The sequence below is a fragment of the Ferruginibacter albus genome, from assembly GCF_020042285.1.
GTDB classification, from domain to species: domain Bacteria; phylum Bacteroidota; class Bacteroidia; order Chitinophagales; family Chitinophagaceae; genus Ferruginibacter; species Ferruginibacter albus.
On record NZ_CP083388.1, the window covers coordinates 131125 to 154070 of the forward strand.

19 protein-coding genes are annotated in these 22946 nt (G+C 36.3%); 3 read left to right on the plus strand and 16 right to left on the minus strand.

The window, feature by feature from the left end; translation table 11 throughout:
• Positions 1-96 precede the first annotated feature (96 nt).
• Positions 97-1998, plus strand: coding sequence for a T9SS type A sorting domain-containing protein (locus K9M53_RS00575; protein WP_224016986.1), 1902 nt, complete (start codon positions 97-99; stop codon positions 1996-1998).
• On the opposite strand, the gene K9M53_RS00580 is transcribed toward K9M53_RS00575, so the two are convergent.
• From K9M53_RS00580 to K9M53_RS00590, 3 genes are read right to left on the minus strand one after another with little or no spacing between them, the layout of a single operon-like run.
• Positions 1995-2711: a nucleotidyltransferase family protein gene (locus K9M53_RS00580; protein ID WP_224016988.1), complete on the minus strand. Its 717-nt coding sequence runs from the start codon at positions 2709-2711 to the stop codon at positions 1995-1997. The genes K9M53_RS00575 and K9M53_RS00580 overlap by 4 nt on opposite strands.
• Positions 2708-4144, minus strand: coding sequence for a RapZ C-terminal domain-containing protein (locus K9M53_RS00585; RefSeq protein ID WP_224016989.1), 1437 nt, complete (start codon positions 4142-4144; stop codon positions 2708-2710). The genes K9M53_RS00580 and K9M53_RS00585 overlap by 4 nt, the downstream gene beginning before the upstream one ends.
• A gap of 51 nt (positions 4145-4195) precedes the next feature.
• A complete protein-coding gene (locus tag K9M53_RS00590; RefSeq protein WP_224016990.1) occupies positions 4196-4648 on the minus strand; it encodes an SRPBCC family protein in 453 nt (150 codons plus the stop codon).
• Between the two features lie 157 nt (positions 4649-4805).
• Here K9M53_RS00590 and K9M53_RS00595 point away from each other — a divergent pair, with 157 nt between their 5' ends.
• Both K9M53_RS00595 and K9M53_RS00600 read left to right on the plus strand, forming a co-directional pair.
• Positions 4806-7958, plus strand: coding sequence for an ATP-dependent DNA helicase (locus K9M53_RS00595; RefSeq protein WP_224016991.1), 3153 nt, complete (start codon positions 4806-4808; stop codon positions 7956-7958).
• Between the two features lie 70 nt (positions 7959-8028).
• On the plus strand, positions 8029-9429 hold the full coding sequence (locus tag K9M53_RS00600) for an Ig-like domain-containing protein (protein WP_224016992.1): 1401 nt from the start codon (positions 8029-8031) through the stop codon (positions 9427-9429).
• Between the two features lie 34 nt (positions 9430-9463).
• Here the strand turns inward: K9M53_RS00600 and K9M53_RS00605 are convergent, their stop codons facing one another.
• From K9M53_RS00605 to asnB, 13 genes are all read right to left on the minus strand, one after another.
• A complete protein-coding gene (locus tag K9M53_RS00605; protein ID WP_224016993.1) occupies positions 9464-9964 on the minus strand; it encodes an RNA polymerase sigma factor in 501 nt (166 codons plus the stop codon).
• Positions 9965-10226: 262 nt separating this feature from the next.
• Positions 10227-10952 carry a 6-phosphogluconolactonase gene (gene pgl / locus K9M53_RS00610; protein ID WP_224016994.1) on the minus strand — a complete coding sequence of 242 codons (726 nt, stop codon included), beginning with the start codon at positions 10950-10952 and terminating at the stop codon, positions 10227-10229.
• Positions 10953-11021: 69 nt separating this feature from the next.
• Positions 11022-12542 (minus strand): glucose-6-phosphate dehydrogenase, encoded by a 1521-nt coding sequence (zwf, locus tag K9M53_RS00615; protein WP_224016995.1) that lies wholly within the window; start codon positions 12540-12542, stop codon positions 11022-11024.
• Positions 12543-12544: 2 nt separating this feature from the next.
• Complete coding sequence (gene gndA / locus K9M53_RS00620) at positions 12545-13957, minus strand: NADP-dependent phosphogluconate dehydrogenase (protein WP_224016996.1); 1413 nt, start codon at positions 13955-13957, stop codon at positions 12545-12547.
• 16 nt (positions 13958-13973) lie between these two features.
• Positions 13974-14585 carry an HAD family hydrolase gene (locus K9M53_RS00625; protein WP_224016997.1) on the minus strand — a complete coding sequence of 204 codons (612 nt, stop codon included), beginning with the start codon at positions 14583-14585 and terminating at the stop codon, positions 13974-13976.
• 13 nt (positions 14586-14598) lie between these two features.
• A complete protein-coding gene (gene rpiB, locus K9M53_RS00630) occupies positions 14599-15051 on the minus strand; it encodes a ribose 5-phosphate isomerase B (RefSeq protein ID WP_224016998.1) in 453 nt (150 codons plus the stop codon).
• A gap of 292 nt (positions 15052-15343) precedes the next feature.
• Entirely contained in the window at positions 15344-16222 is an 879-nt protein-coding gene (locus K9M53_RS00635; protein ID WP_224017000.1) for a MerR family transcriptional regulator, read from the minus strand.
• 102 nt (positions 16223-16324) lie between these two features.
• A complete protein-coding gene (locus tag K9M53_RS00640) occupies positions 16325-17005 on the minus strand; it encodes a class I SAM-dependent methyltransferase (protein ID WP_224017002.1) in 681 nt (226 codons plus the stop codon).
• Positions 16965-17807, minus strand: a complete 843-nt coding sequence (locus tag K9M53_RS00645) for a polysaccharide deacetylase family protein (protein WP_224017004.1) — start codon at positions 17805-17807, stop codon at positions 16965-16967. Before K9M53_RS00645 ends, K9M53_RS00640 begins: the two co-directional genes overlap by 41 nt.
• Positions 17807-18961 (minus strand): glycosyltransferase, encoded by a 1155-nt coding sequence (locus tag K9M53_RS00650; protein WP_224017006.1) that lies wholly within the window; start codon positions 18959-18961, stop codon positions 17807-17809. The genes K9M53_RS00645 and K9M53_RS00650 overlap by 1 nt, the downstream gene beginning before the upstream one ends.
• An 8-nt stretch (positions 18962-18969) precedes the next feature.
• On the minus strand, positions 18970-19752 hold the full coding sequence (locus tag K9M53_RS00655) for a class I SAM-dependent methyltransferase (protein WP_224017008.1): 783 nt from the start codon (positions 19750-19752) through the stop codon (positions 18970-18972).
• Positions 19742-20707: a polysaccharide deacetylase family protein gene (locus tag K9M53_RS00660; RefSeq protein ID WP_224017010.1), complete on the minus strand. Its 966-nt coding sequence runs from the start codon at positions 20705-20707 to the stop codon at positions 19742-19744. The genes K9M53_RS00655 and K9M53_RS00660 overlap by 11 nt, the downstream gene beginning before the upstream one ends.
• Before the next feature lie 99 nt (positions 20708-20806).
• A complete protein-coding gene (asnB, locus tag K9M53_RS00665; RefSeq protein ID WP_224017011.1) occupies positions 20807-22636 on the minus strand; it encodes an asparagine synthase (glutamine-hydrolyzing) in 1830 nt (609 codons plus the stop codon).
• Between the last annotated feature and the right edge of the window lie 310 nt (positions 22637-22946).

Consider the following 22946-nt stretch of genomic DNA (forward strand, 5'->3'; position numbering starts at 1 on the left):
GCTTCCCTACTCACATACCTTTAAAAACCAAAACTCCCGGGTAAGTTTACCAGCATCTTATGTAAAGGCAGATTTTATTTATTAAAACCTGGATGGATGCATATATCTTTTACTAAAATTTTTTTTGCGGTTGTTTTTGTATTAACAGGGTCTATCGTTACTGCACAAAACTCCATATTGGTAAACTTTGGAAGTAATTCCTGTGGATTGACGACTACGCCTGCTTTTTCGCTGATCACGCAGCCACTTACCCCAAACGCTTCTGTGATTACTTCCTGCAGCCTTAGTCAGCAGATGCCGGATTACTTCAATGTCTTCATTGCATACAATCCAAAAGATAATAAGATCTATTTGTGCGATATACGATCCGGTATTTCTAAAGTATGGATGTTGGATATGGGATTACCGGGAGACATAACCTGTCCGCCAACAATTCCTTTAGACCCAACGTATACCTATTCTTATTTACCCAATAATTTTGAATTTGATAACAGTGGTAATTTATGGTCGTTTCGTAATTATGACCCAACCACCGGAACTGCTTTTATAGACCAGTTTGATGTGACCACCGGAAACGTTTTCTCTACCCGAACCATTCAATTTCCTCCGGGAAATTTTCCAACGGATATGGGCAGTGGCGATATTACCATTTTACCTAACGGAAGAATGTTTGCAACATTTGGTTCTTTTCCTTCGCAGCTGTACGAAATTTTAAATTACAATGGAACAGGCAATGCAACTGCTAATTATTTATTAACTCTTCCGCAAAATACGTTTGGTATTTCTTATTTAAATGGCAAACTGGAGATAACGGGAACGGATAATGCTTTTACCTGTTATTATTATGAATATGATATTTTCTCTAATACCTTAAGCGATCCTTTGCCTTTTCAAAACGGGCAGGCCCCTATTGATAATACGAGCATATCTCCCGCTATTGGTGCAACCAAGCGTTTATTAAATGGACAACGTATTGGTACAAACGCCGCTGATCTTACTTACGAAATTTATGTACGTAATATGGGGAATGTTATTTTAAATAATATAAATGCGGTGGATGATCTGGGTGCAGCTTTTGGCACTGCGAATGTTTCTAATGTGCATGTAAGCTTTGCTCCCAATGGAAATTTTGCGGGCTTAACCTTAAATGATAATTATAATGGGACTACGAATGTTAATTTGTTGAATACGGGGCAAAGCCTTCCGAATCTTACATCGGATAATAAAGATTATTTTTTTGTGGTGTTGCTGAAATGCCGGGTATCTAATTTGATCCTGGATACTAACCATATTTATAATAATTCTGCCATTGCTTCTGCAACAGTTGGCAATGCATTAAGTACAATAAATATTTCAGACTCTTCTAACAACGGTGCGCAGGATGTGATAGATCCTAATGCCAATAGCTATGCAGGCGACCCGGGAGAGAATGTGCCAACGCCTTTCTCAATATCAGCGTTGGGTGGCCCATTACCGGTTACATTTTTAAATACTACTGGTACGCTTATTAATAATGATGCGGTCATTAAATGGAATATTGCAACGCCGGTTATTAACGCAAAACAATTCTGGGTAGAGTACAGTATTGATTCAAGAAACTGGACTGCTTTAGCGCCAGTAGCCATTACGGATAATAACCAAAGTGCGTATCAATTTACACACAGCGATATTCCTTCGGGTAATATTTATTATCGTGTTAAAGAGATGGACGCAAGCGGAACGATAATTTACAGCAGTGTTATTTTATTAAATAATGTTGCCAAAAATAAGTATATCATTTATCCTAACCCTGCCAATAATTACATTATAATAAGCAGCTTATTAAAAGGAAATTGCAAAGCAGAATTATTCGATGCCGTTGGAAGAAAACTTTTTGAGAAAATAATAACAACATCAACCACGCAGATCAATACTACGCTTTTGCCTGATGGTAATTATTTGTTACGACTATGGGATAATGAAAATGCTGTTACACAAAAAATAACGGTAACGCATTAAATAAATAAATCTTCTGCTTTAGCTACGCTTTCCGGCTTGCCAACATCTACCAACTTGTCACCGGAATGATCATAGCCGAGAATAAGATGCTCTGCTGCCAGGTCAAGATATGTTTGTGTTAGAGAAAATTTACCACGCTGACGGATCAAGGAAAATATTTCAGGTTGAAAAACAACCACGCAGCTATATGCTTTTTGTTGAAGGTTGGGTTTATTAATGGCGATCTTTTCTTCGCCGGTTTTAGTATTGCACCATCCACACAAACGATTGTTTTCATCAAATAAAAAATTACGCGACGTTACTCTATCGGTTATTCCAAATGAAATTAATGGTTGATGTTGTTGATGAAACGCCAATAATTTATTTAAATCAAGATCTGTAAGAATATCTACATTCAATGTTATAAAAGGAGCATTGCCTTTTAATAAATCTCTTGCTTTTAATAAGCCGCCACCGGTTTCCAATACTTCGCTTGTTTCATCACTAATAATAATATTGCTTCCCCAACCTTTATTTTCTTTTATTGAGTGAATGATCTGGTCGGCAAAATGATGCACATTTACTACTATCTCCGTAATGCCATATTGCTGTAGGTATTCAATATTTCTTTGTAAAAGAGATTTGCCGTTTACAATTGCCAATGCTTTAGGATGTTTGTCTGTCCAGGGTTTAAAGCGAGTGCCAAGCCCGGCAGAAAAAATCATTGCTTTCATCTCTTCCAATTTATTTGATTCATGTGATTGAGAATGACCTTTACTTTGAACTTGTTTTTTAGATGTCTTGCTAATGCTTCCGATGCATATACACTTCTGTGTTGCCCACCGGTACAGCCAAAATTTATTTGCAGGCTATTGAAATTTCGCTTGATATAATCTGTAACAGAAATATCTACCAGGTCATAAATGCTGTTTAGAAAAGCAGGCATATCTGTTTCTTGCTCTAAATAATCTTTTACTTCCTTATCTAAGCCTGATTGCTTTTTATAAGCTTCAATTCTTCCCGGATTTAAAATGCCCCTGCAATCAAACACAAAACCACCCCCATTTTGTGAAGTATCAACGGGAATACCATTTTTGTAAGAGAAGCTGTTGATATGAACGATCAAAGGAGTTTCATCCGTTGCTTTAATGGTTTCGAAATGGTTGATCAGTTTTTCTTCCACAATCAATCCCAATAGTCTTTCAAACTCAGGCAATGCAATGCCTACATGTTTATTGTTGATGAACCATTTTAAATTTCGCAATGCTAAAGGAATGCTGATCAAAAAATGTGCTTTACGTTCAAACAAGCCACGAAAGCCATAAGCACCTAATACCTGTAACAAGCGTATTAGCACATAGCCGTTATACTGACTTTCAAATCTTGTCTTATCAATTTTTGTTTGCAACACTTCTTCCACACAATTCATGTAATACTGTAACAGCTTGTTTTTCCATTCATCGCTTAATTCTGCCTTTGCCTGCCATAACAAAGAAGCAACATCATATTGAAGGGCACCTTTCATTCCTCCCTGGAAATCGATAAAATAAGCTTCATCATTTTGCACCATAATGTTCCTGCTTTGAAAATCTCGAAACATGAAATATTTATGATCAGCATATGAAAGATAAGTAGCTAAAGCATCAAAATCATCTATTAGTTTTTCCTTATCGTAAGGAATTTTCAGTGTATCTAAAAAGTAATATTTAAAATAAAGCAGGTCGCTGATGATTGCTTGTTTGCCAAATTCCTTGCTGGTAATACATTTACTGTAATCTAAATTTTTGTCACCGTTGATCTGTAAAAGAGAAAGCGCCTTTAAACTCTTTTCAAACAATGCATATACTTCGGGCGACTGCCCTTTGTCTTCCAACACGTTTAATAAAGAAACATCTCCAAAATCCTGTTGAATATAGATTGTCTTTTCGTTGCTGATTGCATATATCTCCGGTACCGGAGCACCTGCATTTGTAAAATGTTTGCTGAAATATAAAAAAGTTTCGTTCTCTTTTATATTGTTACTATAGGTAGCAATATAATTGCTGACTGAGGTCTTTATCCTGAAATATTCACGATCGCTACCTGATTGAGGAATTTTATAAATATCAACAATAGCAGCGGAACTATACGATTGAAAAAGCTTTTTAATTTCTTCAATGATTTGCATGCAGTAAAAATAGCCTATTTCTATTTATGTCAGAAGCTTGCAATTTATTTCTTACTCAAATCTTCCAAACATGCTTTCTATATGTTTTGAACGATGATAAAAAATTTGTTCTATTCTTTTTTTCATGAAGAGCTTATGAGCCATCTGTCCTACTATGCCAAATCGAAGTTTATAGGTAATAATATCTGTCATCTCTACACCGCCGGGAATTTCAACAAAAAAATGCTGATGTTGCCATAACCCAAAAATCCCCATTTTTTGTTCATCAATAAAATATTGCTTATCCTCTACCTCAGTTATTTCACTCACCCATGGAATATGAAAACCCAATTTTGTTTTTACCTTATACTCTATTATTTGTCCTGCATGGAGGGGAGTGCCCTGTACAGGAGATATTAAATTGAACTTAACATCTTTAGGCATTATTTGCTTTAAATTTTCAGGCTTGCTGAAAAAGCTCCATGCTGTGTTCAGGCTAATTGGTATTTTTTGAGTATGTTTCAATGTTTCAACTTTGATCATATGAAAGTCTCGCAAAATAGTACAAAAGCATTAAAAAACCATTTGACTTTTGAGATAAAAATCAAAAAATTAAGCTAAAGAATTCTTGTTGATTTAGGGAACCTAAGCATTTTACAGGCTAAAGAATATAACTTTGGATATGCCATCTTATAGAGAAGTCTTGCAACAAAAATTTTCAGAAGAATATGATAAACTGAATCTTCAGCAACGAAAAGCTGTGGATACTATTGAAGGTCCTGTTATGGTTATTGCCGGGCCGGGTACAGGTAAAACTCAAATTTTAGCAGCACGTATTGGCAAGATTTTATTAGAGACAGACGCCTTGCCGGAAAATATTCTCTGTCTTACATATACAGATGCAGGCACTATTGCTATGCGAAAGCGCCTGGTGCAATTCATTGGGGCCGACGCCTACAAAGTGAACATCTATACTTTTCATGCTTTTTGTAATGATGTAATTCAGGAAAATTTATCGCTGTTTGAAAAAACTTCTTTAGATCCTGTTTCCGAATTAGAACGAATAGAGTTGTTTAAAAAATTGATAGATGCTTTCCCCAAAAACCATTTGCTGAAAAGATACAGAGGCGATGTTTATTTTGAGATAAACAATTTACAGCAATTGTTTTCATCGATGAAACGAGAAGGTTGGCTTCCGCAATTTATTAATTCAAAGATCGATGAATACATAAATGACCTGCCTTTGCGTGATGAATACATTGCCAAACGTGCAACCAAAGAATTTAAAAAAGGCGATGTGCGTACTGATAAGATAGAAGAAGAGAAAGAGCGAATGGAAAAACTGCGTTCAGCCGTAAATGAATTTGAGAACTACCAAAAGTTATTGCGCCAACATAGTCGTTATGATTTTGATGACATGATCAATTGGGTGATAAAAGCTTTTGAAGAAAACAAAAACCTGTTAGCCAATTACCAGGAAAAATTTCAATACATTTTGGTAGATGAATACCAGGATACAAGCGGCACGCAAAATAAATTGGTGCAATTGCTCATTAGCTATTGGGAAAAACCGAATGTGTTTGTTGTAGGTGATGATGATCAAAGTATCTATCGCTTTCAGGGAGCGAACGTGGAGAACATGCTGGAATTTGCGAATAATTATTCCAAAGATCTATTAACGGTAGTGTTGAGTAGTAACTATCGTTCTACACAACCAATACTGGATATTTCCAAAACACTCATCAACAAAAACGAAGAAAGATTAGTTAAGCAAATAGAAGGGTTGAGCAAAGAGCTGTTATCATCTAACAAAAAAATAAATCACTTAACCAATCAACCGCAAATAAGGGAGTATAAGTCTGTAAAAGAAGAAATGGCCGGCATTACCAATGAGATTGAGACACTGATTCAGCAAGGAGTTTCAGCTGGTAAAATAGCTGTTATCTACAAAGAAAATAAGTATGGATTAGAGCTTACCCGTTATCTACAATTAAAAAATATTGCAGTTTACAGTAAGCGAAGCATCAATATTTTAGAAGATCCTTTTATCAATAAAATTCTTCAATTGCTGCGTTACTTAAATGCAGAACATGATATTCCTTACGGCGGAGATGAGATGTTGTTTGAGATTCTGCATTACGATTTTTATAAAATCCCTCCGATAGAAATTGCAAAATTGACAGTTGAGGTCAACTCAAAAAAATATAACGGCGAACTAACATCTATCCGGAAATTATTAAACGAAAAAGCAAACACACCTGCTAAAACCTTGTTTGATGTTGGACTAAATGAAAATTTAAAAAACATAAGTATTGTTTTAGAAGGTTTAATTGCAGATGTTCCCAATGTTACATTACAGCAGCTTTTTGAAAATGTGGTTACCAAGGCAAACATACTTTCTTACATAATGCAGAGTGATAAAAAAATAGCATTGCTGCAATTGCTTACTGCATTATTTGATTTTATTAAAGAAGAAACAAGCCGCAATCCAACGTTGAATTTAGAAGGACTGATCAATATCATTGATCTAATGGAAAAAGAAGGTTTGCCATTACCAATGATAAGAATCTCCGGAAGCGATAAAGGCGTGAACCTATTGACAGCACACGGTTCCAAAGGATTGGAGTTTGAATATGTTTTCTTTGCCGGATGTAATTCATCAAGCTGGGAAAAGAAAAGAAAACCCGGTGGCGGCTATAAGTTCCCAGATACTATTTTCTCTTTACAACCAACAAAAAATTTGGAAGAAGAAGAATTGAGACGCTTGTTTTATGTGGCGCTTACAAGGGCTGAAAAACATCTATTCATTTCTTATTCAAAATTTAGAAATGATGGAAGAGAAATAGAACCCTCTATGTTTATAGCAGAGATTTTGGAAGAGCATGCTTTACCCATAGAAACAATTAACTTGACAACTGAAGAATTGGCAACTTTTGAATTGCTGAATTTTACAGCACAAGCGCCGGAAATTGATAAGGCTGAAGAAGATTTTATCGACAGCTTACTGGAAAAGTTTGTAATGAATGTTACGGCGTTGAATAATTATTTAAAATGCCCTTTAGAGTTTTATTATAAAAATCTAATCCGCATTCCTTCCGGCAAATCAGAAGCAACAGAATTTGGAAGCGCCGTGCATCATGCGCTGGAAAAGCTTTTCCGAAAAATGCAGGAAGGGAAAAAAGATACCTTCCCTCCAAAGGAAGAATTAATAATGGACTTTCAATGGTATATGCATCGGCACAGAGAAAACTTTACCAAGGAAGCTTTTGACAGAAGAATGGAATATGGTGATGAAGTGCTGAGTAATTATTACGATAAATATGTAAACACCTGGAACAAAATTGTAACGGTAGAACGTAATATCAGGAATGTAACAAACGGCGTTCCTATAAAAGGTAAATTGGATAAACTAGAATTCAATGGAAAAGAAGTAAATGTAGTGGATTATAAAACCGGCGATATTGATAAAGCAAAACCCAAGCTACAAGCGCCGAATGATAAAGAACCCAATGGTGGCGATTATTGGCGGCAGGCAGTCTTCTATAAGATCCTTGTAGATAATTATGAACAAAAAGACTGGAAAGTAGTAAGTACAGAATTTGATTTTATAGAACCGGACAAAAAGAAAGAATATCAAAAGGCAAAGATTGTAATTAATCCAAATGATATTACTACGGTAACGCAGCAGATCGCAGAAGTATGGCAGAAAATCCAGGAAAGAGATTTTTATACCGGATGCGGAAAAGAAGATTGTCATTGGTGCAATTTTGTAAAGGAAAATCAACTCGCAGTAAAATTGCATGAACTGACAGAGGAAGAGGCTGGAGAGTTTTAATTAAACTTTTTGTATCACTACTCTGATGTTTGTTTTCAAACAGTGTAAGTTTGCAACTCAACTCAATTGAATGAAATCGCTTAAAGCAATTTTTTACTTTGTTTTTCTTGCTGCTATTACGTCCGTTTATACAATGATAAGTCCCGGCTGTGCCCAGATCGGCTCACCAACCGGCGGACCAAAAGATAGCATACCTCCTGTTTTATTAAAAGCAGTCCCCCAAAACAAAAGCACTAATTTTTCAGGCAATAAGATCACGCTTACATTCAACGAGTATATAAACCTGGATAATGTTCAAAACAGCTTGTTAGTATCACCTTATCCAAAAACAGCTCCTGTACTAAGTTTTAAGCTGAACACGGTTACAATAAAAATAAAGGATACGCTAAAACCCAATACAACTTATACCATCAATTTGGGTGATGCTATTAAAGATATAAATGAAAACAATCCATTGAAAAATTTTAGTTATGTTTTTGCTACCGGCCCGGTGTTGGACTCATTAATGTTAAAAGGCAGAGCGGTCCTTGCAGAAACGGGCAAAACAGATAGTACCATGTTAGCGTTATTGTATCGCAATGCAAACGATTCGTCTGTTAAAAAAAGAAAGCCTGATTATTTAACACGCATAGCGAGCGATGGCAGCTTTACATTTTACAACCTGCCCGCAGATACTTTTGCTCTATATATTTTGAAAGATGAAGATGGCAGCAAAACCTATAACTCCGAGTACGAGGCTTTTGCATTTATCGATCACAATGTATTTCCATCATTATCACCTGTAAGTGATACATTATATGCGTATGCAGAGAAGAAAGAAGACAAGAAAAAGCCTGCTACTGCTGCAACACAAGGCAAGCCCGATAAAAAATTCCGCTTTGCAAATCCAATAACCGGTAAGCAGGGATTACTTGATTCAATAAAGATCACGTTTAACCGCACCTTAAAAAAATACGATCCCGAAAAGATCATTTTAACTGATACCCTTTATGAGCCTATTAAAACAGAACAAGTATTAGACAGTACAAGAAAAATTCTCACCATTGCAAATACAAATAAATGGAAAGAAGATTACGACTATAAATTAATAATAGCAAAAGATGCTGCTACGGATTCTTCCGACAACGAATTGCCTAAAACAGATACAATTTCTTTTAAAACAAAATCAGCAACGGATTACGGAACATTATTATTTCGTTTCAGCAACATAGATGCATCTAAACATCCGGTATTATTGTTACTAAAGGATGATAACCTCATCAAATCAATTCCTATTACCGGGGCACAATGGAGTGACAAGCTTTTTGAACCCGGCGATTACGAATTAAGAATATTATTTGACAGAAATGATAATGGCAAATGGGATCCGGGGGACTATTCAAAAAAATTACAACCCGAAAGAGTAATCACTTTAGACAAAAAACTCACTATTAAAGCCAATTGGGATAATGAGCGGGATATTAAATTATAAAAAAAGAGGAGTAAAATTTACTCCTCTTTTTTTATTAAAACCTAGTCAATTGTTCTTTCAATAATTTTCTTGCAAAGTGGATCCTGCTTTTAATGGTACCCAAGGGCTCATTCAGCATGTCCGCAATTTCGTGGTATTTATAACCTTCAAAATATAGCATAAAAGGGTTGCGGAATATTTCCGGCAGTTTATGAATAGCCGACTGTATGTCTTTCAGCTTTAAATTTCCTTCTGCTGCATTTGCCGTTGTAACCTGGTTATAGTTCAGCAAAAATTCATTAGGAGTGCTGTCTAAAATAGTGGCACGTTTCGATTTTCTGCGGTAATTATTAATAAAAATATTACGCATGATCGTATAAAGCCATGCTTTAACATTAGTGCCGGAATTGTATTTGTCCTTATTCGCCAATGCTCTGAACATGGTTTCCTGCAACAGATCTTTAGCATCTTCCTTATCGGCAGTAAATGTATTGGCAAAGGGTTTTAAAAACTCGCTATTGCTCAGTAAAAGTTGGTTGAATTCTATAGTTGACATTTTGTTTAACGATTTGTTATGTAAATTTAAACAAAATTAAAAACCATTCCAAAATAAATTTTGTAAAAAAACGGTTATCAAAGCGTAATAGTATAGTAATGAAGGTGTTGGGCTGTCGGTAGAACAACATTATCCGGCAGTAGTTCGGGCTGTGCGCTTCAAGTCCGCCGCAAAGCCAACGCACAAATCTTCAGCGGGCTTTACGCTTCCATCCCGCAGCCTGTCAGCATATATTTTCAATCAACTGTTATGCCAGTTCCCTTTATAAGGTTGCCGCATCTTTATCGGCAAACCAGAACAATTTTCCGGTTGCAGGTTTGATTAATTGGGCAGGATATTTATCAGGCTGGTACCTTGAGGTTAAAACCGTGTGCAATATTTGCTCTTTTGATCTGCCCGTCACTAAAAACATGATATTTTGTGCCGCATTGATTAATGGTGCAGTCATTGTTACCCGGAACATTTTCTGTTCCTCAACATAAACTTCTTTTACCAGGTGTTCTTTTTCATATAAAATGTCTGTATCCGGGAAAAGAGAAGCAGTATGCCCGTTAGTGCCTAATCCCAATAAGATCAGATCAAAGGAAGGAAATCCTTTTCCAAACAATCGTTTTATCTTTTTTTCATAATCAATAGCTGCATCCTTTGGCGAAAGGGTAGTATCAATGGCAAAAACATTGGCTGCAGGAATATTTATTTTATCCAGCAATAATGTTTTTGCCATTCTTGCATTATTTAATTTGTCATCACCCGGCACACAGCGTTCATCACCCCAAAACACGAATGTTTTATTCCAGTCAATTTTATCGGCAAACGATTTTTCTGCTAATAATGAGAATAATTTTTCCGGAGTATTACCGCCCGAAAGCGCAATAGTGAATCTTCCGTTTTTTGCAATTGCTTTTCCGGCAATATCCACGATGAAGTTTGCGGTAGCGGTAAAAAAATCATCGGCATCAAAAATTTGCAGACTATATGTTGAATTCATGATTACTTGTCTTTATAAAAATAATATGCCACATTATTATAACGTCAATAAAGAATAAGGTGTTGCCTGCTATTTTCCGTCGGGCGGCGTTACAAACCAGTTGTGTCCGTCTTTTGCAATCAATGCTTCAGCATCTTCCGGTCCTTGCATGCCTGCCGCATAATTGGGGAAATTAACGGATGGATTATTTTCCCATTGTTCTATGATCGGCATTACTACCTTCCACGCTGCTTCTATCTGGTCGGCACGCATAAAAAGAGTAGATTCGCCTTCCATAATATCCAGCAATAATGTCTCGTACGCTTCCGGTGTTTCGGTAGAGTTGGAAGTATAGGATTGGTCATAATCAAACTTCATTTCAACCGGGTTGAACAACATTTCCAATCCCGGGCGCTTTGCCTGGAAGCTTAATTTAATTCCCATCCGCGGTTGAATGTTCAATACCATTCTATTGGGCTGCCAGTTAACGGTAGCATTGGTTGGAAAAGATTGATGCGGCACAGGACGAAACTGCAAGCTGATAACAGAAGTTGTTTCACTCATACGTTTACCGCTGCGCACATAAAAAGGAACACCTTGCCAACGCCAGTTATCTACAAAAAATTTTACGCCTGCAAAGGTTTCCACGTTAGAATCTTTTTTTACATCTGCTTCGTTTCTATAGCCGGGTACTTTTTCACCTTCAATCCAACCGGCGCCATATTGCCCACGTACTGCATATTGGTGTACGTCCTCGGGTTTTATGGTTCGCATTGCATTCAGCACATCTACTTTTTTATTACGGACTTCATCTGCATTAAAAGAAACTGGCGGTTCCATTGCAATTAAGCAAAGCAGTTGCAGAATATGATTTTGTATCATGTCTCGCAATGCTCCTGCTGTTTCATAATAATTACCCCTGGTACCAACGCCTAATTGTTCCGATACGGTGATTTGAACATGATCGATGTAATTACGATTCCATATCGGTTCAAACAATGCATTGGCAAAACGGAAGGCTAAAATATTTTGAACAGTTTCTTTTCCTAGATAGTGATCCAAACGGTAGATCTGCGTTTCATCATACGTATTATGCAACAGATCGTTTAACTTTTTAGCGCTTTCAAAATCTCTTCCAAAAGGTTTCTCAATCACAATACGGCTATGCTCTTTATCGGAAGCTAATTTACAGGTGCCGATCTTTGTTGCGATCTGTTCAAAATATTGCGGAGGTACTGCCATATAAAAAATTCGATTGGCAGTTGTATTCCATTGCTTTTCTATTTGCTCAACTTTGTTTTCTAATTTGGTATAGGTGGCATCATCATCAAAGCTGCCTGCACTGTATGAAATTTGTTTTGCAAAATTTGCCCAGACGGCTTCATCTGCTTTTCCTCTGCGGGAGAATTTATCTACGCCTTCTTTTAAATGTGATATAAAAGCGCTGTCTTCCAATTCCGACTTGCTAACGCCGATAATGGCAAATTTTTCCGGCAGCCATTTGTCTAAATACAAATTATAAATGCCGGGAATTAATTTACGCCAGGTGAGATCGCCTCCGCCTCCTAATATAACGATGATGGTTGGTTGTACTTTTGTTATGCCGTTCATGCTTAATTTGTTTTTTGATTCCAATGTGTATGAAATATTCCTTCCCTATCAATGCGTTGATAAGTATGTGCACCAAAATAATCCCGTTGTGCCTGCAATAAATTAGATGGCAGCTGGCTATTGCGATAAGAATCATAATACGCCAATGAAGCTGACATAACAGGGAGGGGTATACCCGAACTGATTCCTTTAACAAGTGTTGTACGCAATCCGTTTTGAGATTGAATTAATTTTTCCGCAATGCCTTTATCTAACAAGATGTTTGTTAATGCAGGGTCTTTTGTAAAAGCAGCTCTAAAATCTTCTAATAACCCGGAGCGGATAATACAGCCGCCACGCCAGATGGCAGCAACTTCCTGCAGGTTTAAACCATATTGATATTTTTCAGAAGCGGTATATAATAATGACAATCCCTGTGCATAAGTGGTGATCATAGAAAAATAAAGCGCTTGCTCCAATACATCAATGAATTCTTTTTTATCTGCTTTTTCAACAGCAGGACCTGTGAGTATTTGTTGCGCCAATATTCTTTCTTTTTTATAAGCAGATAGATCTCGCATGCTGACAGCCGTATCAATTGCCGGAATAGGAACCTGTAAGTTCATCGCATCTTCCGATGTCCAGGCTCCGGTACCTTTTTGTTGGGCTGCGTCCAGGATCATATCTACTAACCTGTTCTTTGTAAGATCATCTTGCTGTAAAAAAATATCAGCCGTGATTTCTATTAAAAAAGATTGTAAAATACCTTTATTCCAATTGGCAAAAACAGTATGCAGCTCGTCATTATTTAATTGCAATACATCTTTTAATAAATGATATGCCTCTGCTATTAATTGCATGATGCCATATTCAATACCGTTGTGTACCATTTTTACATAATGCCCTGCAGAGCCGCTGCCAACATAGGTTACACAAGCTTCTCCATTTACTTTGGCGGCAACAGCTTTCAGCATTTCTGCGATCCTGTTATAAGCGTCTTTATTACCACCCGGCATAATGCTAGGTCCAAAACGGGCACCCGATTCTCCTCCGGAAACACCCGCCCCCATAAAGTGAATATTTTCTTTTGCTAATTCTTCATTTCGTCTATTCGTATCCGTAAAGTGGGAATTGCCCAAGTCAATTAGCAGATCATCTTTTGATAAAAAAGGTTTTACATCTGCAATAACGCTATCAACAATTTTACCAGCAGGAACTAATAACATGATTACTTTTGGTTGTTTTAAAGAATCGATAAATTCTTTTAAAACTGCCGTGCTGAATATTTGTCTCCCTTCTCCTTCTTTTTTTAAAGCATCTACCTGTGCCGTGCTTTTATCAAAACCGGCTACGCTAAAACCATGATCGCTGATATTCAATAAAAGATTGCGCCCCATTGTGCCTAAGCCGATCATTCCAAAGTCATATTGTTGCATTTTATTTTATTTAAGGTCAGAAATTAAGTTTTGCTATTTTTTCTTTTGTAGAATTTAGATCAGTATGATGAAAACCGTGTAAACCTACGCTGCGGGCTATTTCTACAAACATCTGCCTGTCGTCAATGTGAATGGCTTCGTGTGGTTTTGCCTGTGCAATATTACAAGCCATTTTAAAAATATCTTCATCCGGCTTTCTGAAGTTTACATAGCAGGAGGAGACAAAGCCATCAAATAAATCATGGAGATTAAATTTTGAGATCCGGTATTCATTCAGTTCACGCCCTTCATTGTTAACAGCTACCACTTTTACACGATGGGTTTGTTTTATTTCTTTAAAGAATGCAATTGTTTCCTCGTAAGGTTTAGATTGCTCAAACATAAAGTTCCTGAAATCATCTTTAGAGAAATCTTTTTTTTCGTAGAATATTACGCGGTTGAGGTATTGATCCAGCGTAAGCTTTCCTAATTCATAGGTATCGAAAGTAAGGTGATGGCGCTCGTCCATTTCCGCATAATCCAAATTGAATTTTTCAGCAGCCAGTTTTCTTGAATTCTTCCCCCATCCATTCGTTAATAATACGCCACCAATATCTAAAAAAAGCGTTTTTATTTTTTGCGTTTTCATATTTTGTCAATCTTTATTTCATATTCTTATTTTCAATGGCGTTTATTTTTTCCAGTCTTTTTATATGACGGGATTCGTTGGAAAATGTTGCGTTTAAAAAGGCAAAAACAATTTCTTTTGCCAATTCAATACCTACAACACGTTCACCAATGCATAAAACATTTGCATCATCATGTTCGATACATTGATGAGCAGAGTATGTATCATGACAAACACCTGCTCTTATTCCTTTAAATTTATTAGCAGCAATACTAACGCCAACGCCACTACCACAAATAATTATTCCACGATCTGCTTTTTTAGAGAGAATTGCATTGGCTACATCTGCTGCGTGATCGGGGTAGTCGGTAGGAGCGGTATTGAAAGTGCCGATGTCTGTTATGTCGTAACCTTTTGCGATAATTTCTTTTAGCAATATGGCTTTGTAATCAAAGCCGGCATGATCAGATGCGATAACGAATTTCATAAAATTAGTTTACCAATCGTTACTAATAAATAACACCTCGATGGGTGTTTTGTTTTTTTACTTCATCAATGTAGTAAGATATTTTTTAACTGCTACTAAAAATATGTTAACGGTGAGGAATAAGTTATACTATTATTTATTTGCATAAGATGATTGAAAATATATTGCTGAATGGCTGCACCGCTTAGCAGGAAATACTTTTGCGAAGCCGGGCTTGTGTTAAGGGCAAAAGATTGCAGGCGGGCGGCGAATTGTTGTTGATGAACGATAAAAGGATGAAAGCCCCAAAAAATTATAAGGTTGTAGAAAACTCTACTATTTCGTCGAAAGATCTTTTGAATTTGATAGAGGAAGGAGTTCGTTTTTCGTAACTGTGGGTGAGTTTTCCGGAAATGATGATCTTGGTATCGGGGAAGTTTTTGGCTACGGCATCTACAAATTTTTCGAAACAAAACTTGGGGTTGACACAAGTGAGATGCGAATAAATGTAATCAGGCTTTTTATGCTTGACTATATATTCTACATCGCTTAGTTTAATGTCAGAGCCAAGGTAAATAGTTTCAACACCCTGCTTTTTTAGTAAGTAAGAGACAAACAATAATCCCAACTCGTGATGTTCGCCTTCGGGCAAGAACAATAGAACTGTTTTATTTTTGGGAGGTACTGGAGGTATGCCTTCAATTGCCAGAACAATTTTTTTGCGAATGATATTGCTTGCTAAATTCTGTTGCGCCGGAATGATCTCGTTTGCCTGCCAAAGGATGCCGATCTTTAAAAGAAAGGGAAACATTATTTGCGTGGCAGTTTTTTCAATACCATCTGCAGCAATACATTTATCTAAAATGCTTTCCAGCTCTGTTGTATTAAGATCGATCATTGCCTGTACCAATGCATTGATTTTTTTTTCGTAACAAGCTTCTAATTGTGTAAGTGACAACAGCTTTTGTTTTAGCTCGGTTTCGCACATTTTATTGATGTGTGAAATTTTGAAGCCATTTCTGTTGAGTAATGCTATGTTGAGTAATTTCTTTAACTCTTCGTTGCTGTAATAGCGAATATTAGTGCAGGTGCGGCAAGGTTTTAAAAAATTATAGCGCTGTTCCCATATGCGAATGGTGTGGGCTTTTACGCCCGACAGGTTCTCCAAATCTTTTATGGTATAAGCGTCCATACTCAGTTATTACAATCTCACCAGCTATTTTGTTTAGCTGTTGAAATGGGGATTTTTTTAATTTATTGCCGAAAAACGGGTTTGCTGAACGCAATATTAGCCTTATAACGTTACACGAACAAAAAAGTCGCGATCAATATCTATGATCTCGGCTTTGTCTTGCCAGTTCATTTTAGTTAACAGGGCAACAATATCATTTTTGGTGTAGTAATACAAAGGACAATTTCTCATTTTATAACGAACTTTTCTTTGCCAGCCTAAAAAGCCGCCGGCTTTAGGAAAGCTCATGTATAATTCTTTAGAAATGTCTTTGTTTAATTTCTGGAAAACGTCGAGAGGGTTTTTTATGTAATCGAAAAAGCCAACCAATACGCCGGCATCAAATTTTTCGTTGAAAGAATGTTCTAAATAGCCTGCGTGGATGTAAGCAGCTTGTCCTTTATCAATAAAAGGTTGAGTTTTTTGTATCGCCAATTTCAGCATGCCATCGGCAATATCTAAACCGGTAACATTTTTGCCCATATTAAGCAACGCATCGCAATAAACACCGCCGCCACAGCCAATATCCAGTATTGTTTTTATTTGAGGATTGGCAGAATATTTCATTACCAGATCGTACCGCAAACGCATGGAACGGCGAAAGAATTTATCTAAAAATTTATCCCACAGACTACGTTTTTTGGTATGTCCGTAAATGCTGTCAAAATCTGCCGCGTAACCGTGAAAAAAAGATTCTACGTCTTTAGTTTCTGTAAGTGTATAAGTTTTGCTGTTGTTGCTCATATTCGTGTTTACTTAATATCTCTGATACATTGGTGCACTCAAACTCAGTGAGTAAGCGATTTAATTTTTTTTCTGTTGAATCTAAGTTTACGTAGTGTGTGAATTTTATGCGACTGTTTAGTCCTGAAATTTTTGGCTGATCAACATCCAGTTCCCATGGATGGATATAAAAAATGCTGGAGCGATGCGCCAATATTTTTTCCAGTTTACTTTTAAAATAATTGTAAGGCAACAAACGGAAATAGCCGCCGCCAACTCCAAAATCCAGCCCCATAAATTTAATAGTGCTGATAGGGAATTCTGTTAATCCATTTTCCAGTTCATGTACTTTTGGATTAAAGCCCGGCATGCCTGTACGTTTTGCATCACCCGGAAAAATACTGGTATCGTACACAAAACCTTCTTCACGTATTATATCCAACGCCCAGGTACTTCTTTGATCTATAGAAAAATAAGGCGCTCTAAAGCCGGTGTAAGTAACCCCAAATTGATTGATCAATTGCTTACACTTTCTGATTTCTTCTCTGAATTTTTCGGGAGTTATTCTGTATAAAAAAGGATGAGAATAAGTGTGACAGCCAATTTCATGTCCTTCTTTAATTATTTCATCAATAAAACGAGGATGCTCTTCAATGGTTTTACCTAACAAAAAGTAAGTAGCTTTTACATTATATTTTTGAAAAAGTTCCAGTAGCTTATAATGCCCTATGTGCAGTCTTTTTTCTATGCTTCCCCAACGTTCCATTGGCAAGTCTACTCCTTGATACCAATCTTCAAAGTCTACTGTAAATGCAATTTTCATTATTGAGTATTTCTATTATAAATTTCCTGCAGTTTTTTAGTCATTAAGTGGCTATCCCAATTCTCTTTTACGTGACTGCAAGATAGCTGACCAAACCGGATTCTTAAGTCAGGGTGCAAAATTAGCTGTTCTGCGTAATAAATCAACTGATCAACATCACCTTGTTTTACTATAAAACCCGTTTTTTCATGTTCTAATACCTCGTTAGCGCCCTCCACAGAAAAGGTAACCACTGGAATTTGTAATAATGATGCCTCTACAATAACCCTCGGTAATCCTTCACGAAGGGAAGTAAACATGAATATGTTACTGACTGATAAGAACTCCGGAACGTTTCGCTGGTACCCCAAAAAAACAACAGAATTGTCATCTAACCCTAAATTTTTGACTAAAGTTTTGCACTCGGTTAATAACTCACCTTCACCAATCAACAGCAGCCTTAAGTTATTATATTTTTTTTTCAACTGTGCAAAAGCCTGTATGCTGTACCGTTGTGCTTTTGAGAATGAAAACCTGCCCACATTAATTAGGACAATATCCTCTTCTTTAATACCTAATGAGCTGCGAAAATTTTTCTTTGCTTCTTCATTAGTAATAGCCTGTTTCATATAAGCCTCAATATCTATTCCACTTCTTACTACTTCATAAGGAATTTTTGTACCGATGTTTTCTGCATGGTAGGCATCAATTGTATTGTGTCCTACAGAAACTACCAGATCGGCACAGCCAATGGTTAGTTTTTCTAAAAGGATGTAAAATTTTCTCTTCAATTTACTCATCGGATCGTTGAAGGTAACGCCATGCAATCCATAGATAATATAAGGACACCCAGCCAACCAGGCTGCCAGTTTGGTTATAAAGCTTGCTTTGGTTTCGTGTGTATGAACGATATCATACTTTTCTTTTTTGATGAGCCTGTAATACAACCAAAGCGCCTTTAGATCTTTTACAAAAGAAATTTTATTAATAAGATGAGGACAGATGATGATCTTTATTTCGGGATGGTTGGTAAAGTGATCATCATTAAAATCGGCGCCACAGCTAAGATGAAATTCAAACTCATCTTTTAATCCGGCAATAGTGTAATAAATATTTTTTTCAACGCCGCCGCCCAGTACTAAGCGTGTGGTAGTATGTAGTATTTTTTTTTTCAAGATGAAAATTACTTTATACCAACTACACTTAAATGCCCTGCCATTGCTTTCCCACTGTCTTTGTAAACCTGTACCGGGTCTGATTTTTCGATAAATTTCGCAAACTTATCGCCGGTAGTTTTTCCAAACTTATAACCCAAACGTACCAATGCATTCATTTCCCCTGTGGTAATGCAATTGCTAAATCCAGCTGATTTTACCAATTTCTCCTGTTGCTTTGGAGTGGTGAAATAACAAAAATGATATGGCTGTTTTTTTATTTTGCTGATAATACCTTTCAGGTGATAGAAAAAATAATACAGATCAGTAGAGTATTTATTTACATGCGTTACAAAAAACTTGCCGCCGGGTTTCAACAGGCGATGAAATTCTTTGTAGGTATTAATGGTTTCGCTTTCGTCCATATACCGCAATACTTCAAAAGCCAGTATCAGGTCAAAAGAATTATCAGCCAAAGGAATTTCTGATGAGATAGAATTGATGAACCGGATATCAGGAAAATTCTTTTCTGCAAACTCACGCATGCCTTTTGATGGCTCAACACCAACTACATTATAACCCTGGTCTTTTATCCATTTGGTAAGATGACCCGTGCCGCAGCCAACATCCAATACTGACGACCCTTTGGGCAATTGCAACAGCAATTCTTCAAACTGCTTCAACACAATTTTTCTTCCATATAAAAATGGATATGCTGCGTTATCGGTTATTTTATTTTCGTAAGTGTTTTGAAAAAAATCCGCATCAATATCATGTCTTAAAATTGCCGAGTCGATAGTTTTATTCTGCATAACAAACTTCACTTATGTTTTTTGACTGAAAATTATACCTGCTTTCCAAATAAGAGAAATGCTGTAAAATTTTTTCCAGGAACGCAAAGTTAATGTCCTGATTGATACCAAAATTATGGGGATGCCACCATAAATGATACAATCTTTTATTTTTTGCGGCAAAAGTCATTTCTTTTTTAATTCTGCGCAGCCGCAATGCCTCTATAAATTTTAATTTAGGATTGAAGGGGCGAAGAAAACGGCTTGCCGGAACATTTACTAATTCACCGGAATAATTGATCTCATGGGTATTATTTCCTGAGATATTTATGTAAGTATCTATTAGTCGTAGCAATCGCCGGTATTTAGTTTCTTTTTCTCTTGATAGCGGCTGGTACATCCAGTGTTTTTCGTTGCCGCGATATGCTTTAATGCCGGATTGCTTGCAAACATGCAGACATTCACCATTGTATTGGTTTCTTGGAAATACAATGGAGGCTATTGAGATGTTATTCTCTTTGGCAATGTCGATAACAGCGTTTATATCCGATTTAAAATTTTCTGCCGTTTGTCCTCTTTCCAAACAATAATAATGAGAAAAAGTATGTGTGCCTATTTCCTGGTTTTTTGTTTGGATAATTTTTGGAATGAGATCATTTCCGAAATGAAAAGGATCATCTGTATGATTTTCGCCAACCTTTTTAGCTAAATCAAAATTGTTTAGCTTTTTATTGGCATAATTGGGTTGATCGATCTGGTTGCAATAGTTCAATAACTCATGTTTGTCTTTGCAAAACAACATACCAACCGTAGCCCAGGTAACGTGAATATTATAGTGAGCAAACAATTGCAACATTTTATCAATGGCATTACGTGTGCCGGCAAGATTATTATAATATTGCTGTACTGTTTTGGTTTCGCTTACACCCCAGTGTAATTCAAAATCAAGTGATATGGTGAAGATGCCGTTTTTCATAAACTGTTTCACACAAAGTGAACAATGAAAACTAAGAAACAAAAAAATTAAGTCGTTGTGTACTTTGTATTCTTTATTTCGTTGTGAGAAATAAATCTTTTAATTGTTTTTTTTCCATACTTCCAGGCAAAATAAACTCCACAACATTTTTGCTCTTTTTTCATCGGATGCATTTAATTTATTTGCATGAATGGCATCCAATAAATTCTTTTTTACAAATTGCCTGTTATAAGCATTCGCTGAAAATACATGATCAAAGATCATTTCTTTCAGATCGCCGTTAACCCATTTTTTTAAAGGTACTTCAAAACCACGCTTAGGCAATTTGGTGATGTTTTCCGGTAAATATTTTTTAGCTAATTGTCGTAAGATATATTTTGTTTGAGTACCTCTTATTTTGAATCCATCATTTAATGCAGGCGCTAACTCCAATAGCTCTTTACACAAAAAAGGGCTTCTGCCTTCTAAAGAGTGAGCCATGGTGGCAATATCGATCTTAACTAATAAAGCGCTGAATAAATGCACATCAAAATCAAGTAGCATCATGGTTTTTAAGCCGGATAAATTCAAAGAAGCAATTTGGGCAAAGTCTTTTTCAAACTCAGTAAATGATCTTTTGTGGCTGATCAATTTATCCTCAAATCCTTCAAAAATATCTATTGTACTGCTTAAATATTTTTCTACGCCGCTTTTTGTATTTAAATCGATCAGTCGATATAAATAGTTATACTTACTCATTTTATTATGCGAAGCAGGCAATATTTTTTTTAATGCTGTTGAACCTGCTTTTACCCCTTTACCACTATTAAAAAAATTATACGTTGCAAAAGGCACATACCTGCGATAACCGCCAAATAATTCATCAGCGCCATCTCCATTTAATATTACGGTTACATGTTCTTTAGCAGCTTTGCTTACATAATAGCTTGGTATGGCCGAATCATCAAAAAATGGTTCTCCGTACTGTGTTAAGATCTTTTCAATATCATTTTTAAGATTATTAAAGCTGATATTGATCTCTGTATGTTTTGTTTTGTATTTATTTGCTACTTGTTTGGCATACGGCGCTTCGTTAAACTGTCCATCAAAGCTTACCGTAAATGTTTTTATATGCGGTTTATGCTTTGCGGCAATGGCGGTAACCAACCCACTATCAATACCGCCGCTTAAAAAAGTAGCTACTTCCAGGTCCGATGAATCAATTCTTCTGTTGACTGCAGTTGTGAGCAATTCATCTACCTTTTGCAAGGCATCGTTAAAGTGTAAACTGTTTTCTTTTGTATAGAAATCAGCAATATTCCACCATGTTTTGTAATTGATCTTTGCTGAGGATAGATCAATTACAGCAATTTCTCCATTACCTAATTCACGCACATTTTTATAGGGAGTTTGGTGACGATAACAACTACCTAAACGTACATATAATTCAATGGCATGTTCATCTGTTTCTAAAGTAAGCTGCGTCTTTATTGCATTTAATTCACTTGCAAAAAGGATAGTTTCCTCTTTATGATAAATGTATAAAGGCTTTTTACCTGCACGATCTCTTACTAAATACAATTTGTTTTCCTGTTCATCCAATATTGCTAAAGCAAACATGCCATCAAAATCGTGAAAGCAATCAATTCCTTTATTGGCAAAATGATGTAAGATCGTTTCGGTATCGGAAGTAGTTTTGCATTGATAAGCGTATTGCTTTTTTATATCATTATGATTATACACTTCACCATTAAAAATAATGCAATACCTGTTTTGTAAAAACATGGGTTGCTTGCCGCCGGCTATATCTAAAATAGATAAACGAAAATGATGCAGCTCAAGATTATGGTACAAAAAGGAGTTTTGTTCATCAGGTCCGCGGTGAAGCAGCTGTTGATACAGTTTTTCCCTGTTTATTTTAAAATTTACAGAACCGGCAATGCCGCACATTGTATAATTATCTGTTGTTGTAACAAAATAACTGCATATTATTGAATGGCGAGTGATATTTTGGATAAATTTGCCTGTATTGCGTTTTAACTTACAAATTAACCCAACAGCGTTTTAATTGCCAATGACTTTATTGGACATTATATTATTTCCCATATATGTATGGCTTTTTCATTTGTTTTTTTCGGCTCGTAGAAAGCGTATTAAGGACCCGGTCTTACAACGTTATCATAAACAATTTTTTTGGGTTAAGGTTGGAGCAACGTTTGTGTTAACTATTTTGTTTGTATATGTTATTGGGAACGATTCT